The following is a 4,427-nucleotide window of genomic DNA, read 5'->3' on the forward strand; positions in this document are numbered from 1 at the left end:
ATAGGATTTTCACCCATTTAAGAAAGATACTTTTACTGATGTTTATTATAAATATTAGTAATAGTATCTTTTTTATTTAAATGATGAAACAATTATTAAATTATATATTATAATAAAAATAAATATTTAATTGTAGGGAGAATTTTAGATGACATATAGAAAAGAAATAAGAGAAGCTAAAAGAATTGTTATTAAAGTTGGAACATCAACTTTAACTCATGGAACTGGAAATATACATCTTAGAAGAATTGAAAGACTTGCTATGGTTATTTCAGATTTAATGAATGAAGGAAAAGAAGTTGTTCTTGTAACATCAGGTGCAATAGGTGTTGGAACAAGCACTTTAAAATTAAAAGAAAGACCACAAACTATAAGAGAAAAACAAGCAGTTGCAGCAGTAGGGCAATGTGAGCTTATGCATATTTATAGTAAATTTTTTGGAGAGTTTAGTCATAGAGTAGGGCAAGTACTTTTAACTAGAGACGTAGTTGAAGATGAACATATTAGAGAAAATGTATGTAATACTTTCGAAACTCTTTTAGGAATGAGAATATTACCGATAGTAAATGAAAATGATACTGTATCAATAGATGAGATTGAAAATATAGTTAGATTTGGGGATAATGATAACCTTTCTGCGATTGTAGCTTCTTTAGTGAAGGCAGATTTATTGATTATTCTTTCAGATATAGATGGTTTTTATGATAAAGACCCAAGAAGCAATGATGATGCAAAGCTTTTAGATGTAATTGAAGAAATTACAGAGGATATTGAAAATGCAGCAGGTGGTGCAGGAAGTGAATTTGGAACTGGTGGAATGATTACAAAAGTTATGGCAGCGAAGGTTGCAAATAAAGCTTCAGTTAATATGGTTCTTGCAAATGGAGAAAATCCAGATGTGATTGTAGATATATTAAATGGAGAAAAAATAGGAACTGTATTTTTAAAAGATAAATAGGAGGGAAGAATAATGAGTATGCTAAATATTTTAGGAGAAAAAGCAAAAGAAGCAAGTTATATACTTGCTAATTTAAGTACAACAGAAAAGAATGAGGCATTATTAAAAATGGCAATTAAGCTTGAAGAAAATGCTGATTTTATAATAGAAGAAAATAAAAAAGATTTAGATAAAGCTAGAGAAAAAGGGACTTCAGAACCAATGTTAGATAGACTGGCTTTAAATAAGGACAGAATTAATGGTATGGCAAATGGTTTAAGAGAAGTTGTGAGTTTACCAGATCCTGTTGGAGAAGTTGTTTCTATGTGGAATAGACCAAATGGGCTTCAAATAGGACAAAAAAGAGTTCCTATGGGGGTTGTTGGAATAATATATGAAGCTAGACCAAATGTAACTTGTGATGCAGCAGGGCTTTGCTTAAAGACAGGGAATGCAGTTATCCTAAGAGGTGGAAGTGAAGCTATAAACTCTAATATTGCAATAATAAAAGTTTTAAGAGAGGCTTCAAAAGAGGCAGGAATTCCAGAAGATTCAGTACAATTAGTAGAAGATACTTCAAGAGAAGTAGCAACTGAAATGATGAAGCTTAATGAATATATAAATGTTTTAATTCCAAGAGGAGGAGCTGGGCTTATAAAAGCAGTAGTTAAAAATGCAACAGTACCAGTTATTGAAACAGGAACAGGAAACTGTCATATATATGTAGATTCAGAATGTGACTTTGATATGGCAAGAGATATTGTTGTGAATGCTAAAACATCAAGACCATCTGTTTGTAATGCAGCAGAAAGTTTAGTTATTCATTCAGAGGTGGCAAATGAAATATTACCTATTTTAACAAAGGCTTTAAGAGAAAAGGGTGTGTTATTAAAAGGTGATGAAAAGGCTAGAAAAATAATATCTGATATGGAAGAAGCAACTGAAGAAGACTTTTATACTGAGTTTTTAGATTTTATAATGAGTGTGAAGATAGTAGATAATATAGATGAAGCTATTAAACATATAAATAAATACAATACAGGACATTCAGAAGCTATAGTTACAAAAAACTATGCAAATTCTCAAAAATTCTTACAAAGAATAGATGCAGCAGCTGTATATGTAAATGCATCAACTAGATTTACCGATGGAGAAGAGTTTGGCTTTGGTGCAGAAATAGGAATAAGCACACAAAAGCTTCACGCAAGAGGTCCTATGGGGTTAAAAGAATTAACTTCAGTTAAATATATTATATTTGGAAATGGACAAATTAGATAAAAAAGAAAAACACTTAAAGTTCGGACGCTTTAAGTGTTTTTTATATTAATGCGATTAAAAAATGAAAACAATATTTAAGGGTTACATGTAAAGATGTAACCCACTATAAAAATAATAAGTTAGTCACTTCCTTTAAAAATAAAGGTAAATGCTCTTATTTTGAATTATCTGAAAATTCAAATAAATTATACTATAAATAAGATTAAAAATCAAATTTATAGTATATAATATACGAAAGTTAACTTTAATGTTACAAAATTATAGAAAAAAGTCACAGAAAAATAAATCTAACCTCCATATATTCCATTAAATGTAAATAGATGATAAAATATAGATAAGAGAATTAAAGGAGAAATGATATGAGAGAGTTAAAAAAGAGGGTATTATCCGTAGGGATGGCTATATTTTTTATTTTAGGAGCATTTGTTGGATGCGGTGGAGCAGAAGAAAAAGAGAAAAGTGAAGTTGCTAAAGGGTATCAATGGAAAGTTCAAAAAGATGGAAAGGAACTATATTTAATAGGAACGATGCATCCTATCAATGATGAATATAATTATTTTTCAGATACTGTTTTAGACATAATAGAAAAGACTGATGTTCTTTCATTAGAAGTGAATGCTTCAGAACAAGATGCATTGCTTGCAAATGCAAGGATAATGTATGAGGGTGGAAAAACTATAGAGGATGATTTAAATAAGAAAGAAATAGAGGCATTAAAATTACTAGCAAAAGATACAGGTCTTGATTATGAAAAATTAAAGGTGTATAAAGCCCAAGGAATAGTTCAAAACATAAGTGCAGTAACATACGAAAAAGCAAACTTAGATATGAAAACTTTTGATGATATGCTAAAGGAAAGATATTTAAAAGAGAACAAGAAGGTTGACCAAGTTGAAAATATGGAATTTCAAATAGAGCTTTTAGATAAAATTCAAGGAATTGATACTTTAAAAGAAATGTTAGATGGATATAAAGAAGGAAGTTTTGAGGAATTATCAAAAGAAGATGTAGAATATGCCAAAAATATAATGGAAGCTTATAAAACCGGGGATGAAGCATTTATGCTTGAGGCAATAAAAATGCAAAAAGAAAATGAAGAGACTTATAAAAGTCTTATTTTAGATAGAAATATAGATATGGTTAAAAAAATAGAGGAATATATGAAGCTTGATGAAAAATACGTTGTAGCAGTTGGTGCACTACATTTTTTTGGTGATGATGGAATTGTAGAGTTATTAAAACAAAAGGGGTATAGCGTAGAAAAGTTATAAAAGGGGGAGTAGTTTAAATGAAAATAGGACAAAGTTTTCAAATGTTGAATGGAATAAAAAATAATAATGTAGATAAAAAAGAAAATAAAAATATTTTTGATTCTTTTATGAAAAAAGAGGAAAAAAAGGTTGAAGTACAAGGTTCAGGAATGGCAGAAGTTTTTGCAGAAGTAATGAAAGAAAAAAGTAAAACAGAAGAAATAGCAGGAAAAATAGCAAAAGGAGAAGAGTTAAGCAAAGAAGAACTTGAGTATATACAAGAAAAAAATCCAGAGCTTTTAAGAAAAGCTAAGGTTGTAAGTAAGCAACGTGAAGAATTAGAAAGAGAAGTTAAGAGTGCAAAAACACCAAAAGATAAATTAAAGGTTCTTAGTAAGGCAAAAATGAATGTAATGAGTGGTGTTGATTTTAAAAATAAGGCAAGTATTGAGTTAGTAGCACTTCAGCTAAAAGCAATTCAAAAAGTTGAAGAAACCACAGGTAAGAGGGAAGAAAATAAAAAAATTGATACATTAGTTTAAAAAAAGGACTGCGATTGCAGTCCTTTTAGTCTTTTTTAGGTTGTTCTTCTGTGAAGTTAATTTTATCCTTTATTAAATAAAGAGGTCTTCTTTTACTTTCATCATAAATTCTACCTATATATTCACCGATTATTCCAAGGGATATAAGTTGAACACCACCAAAGAATACCATTACGCACATAAGTGAAGTCCATCCAAGCCCTGCATTGAAAAAGAATTTACTAACAAGTGCATATATAAGTATAAAAAATGAAGCTATAATTGCAAGTGTACCAAAAGCAGTCATAAGCTTTAATGGCTTTGATGAAAATGAAATTATACCATCACTAGCAAATTTTATCATTTTAGATAAAGGATATTTTGTTTCACCAGCAAATCTTTCATCTCTAGTGTACTCAATATAAGTTTGATTAAATCCAA

4 protein-coding genes and 1 pseudogene are annotated in these 4,427 nt (G+C 29.5%); 4 read left to right on the forward strand and 1 reads right to left on the reverse strand.

Annotation, left to right across the window (positions count from 1 at the left end; all coding sequences use genetic code 11):
* Window positions 1-148 precede the first annotated feature (148 nt).
* From proB to ACRC28_RS13635, 4 genes are all read left to right on the forward strand, one after another.
* Complete coding sequence (gene proB / locus ACRC28_RS13620; RefSeq protein ID WP_438543992.1) at window positions 149-958, forward strand: glutamate 5-kinase; 810 nt, start codon at window positions 149-151, stop codon at window positions 956-958.
* A gap of 12 nt (window positions 959-970) precedes the next feature.
* On the forward strand, window positions 971-2,215 hold the full coding sequence (locus ACRC28_RS13625; RefSeq protein ID WP_438543993.1) for a glutamate-5-semialdehyde dehydrogenase: 1,245 nt from the start codon (window positions 971-973) through the stop codon (window positions 2,213-2,215).
* A gap of 359 nt (window positions 2,216-2,574) precedes the next feature.
* On the forward strand, window positions 2,575-3,486 hold the full coding sequence (locus ACRC28_RS13630; RefSeq protein ID WP_438543994.1) for a TraB/GumN family protein: 912 nt from the start codon (window positions 2,575-2,577) through the stop codon (window positions 3,484-3,486).
* 17 nt (window positions 3,487-3,503) lie between these two features.
* Complete coding sequence (locus tag ACRC28_RS13635) at window positions 3,504-4,007, forward strand: hypothetical protein (protein WP_438543995.1); 504 nt, start codon at window positions 3,504-3,506, stop codon at window positions 4,005-4,007.
* Window positions 4,008-4,032: 25 nt separating this feature from the next.
* Here ACRC28_RS13635 and ACRC28_RS13640 read toward each other — a convergent pair.
* Window positions 4,033-4,427: pseudogene (locus ACRC28_RS13640) on the reverse strand (glycosyltransferase); the annotation flags it as partial.

It is taken from the genome of Clostridium sp., from assembly GCF_051650885.1.
Classification (GTDB): domain Bacteria; phylum Bacillota; class Clostridia; order Clostridiales; family Clostridiaceae; genus Clostridium.

Coding starts and splice junctions, on each gene's coding strand:
- proB (WP_438543992.1), top strand. CDS start 149: ATGACATATAGAAAAGAAATAAGAGAAGCTAAAAGAATTGTTATTAAA.
- ACRC28_RS13625 (WP_438543993.1), top strand. CDS start 971: ATGAGTATGCTAAATATTTTAGGAGAAAAAGCAAAAGAAGCAAGTTAT.
- ACRC28_RS13630 (WP_438543994.1), top strand. CDS start 2,575: ATGAGAGAGTTAAAAAAGAGGGTATTATCCGTAGGGATGGCTATATTT.
- ACRC28_RS13635 (WP_438543995.1), top strand. CDS start 3,504: ATGAAAATAGGACAAAGTTTTCAAATGTTGAATGGAATAAAAAATAAT.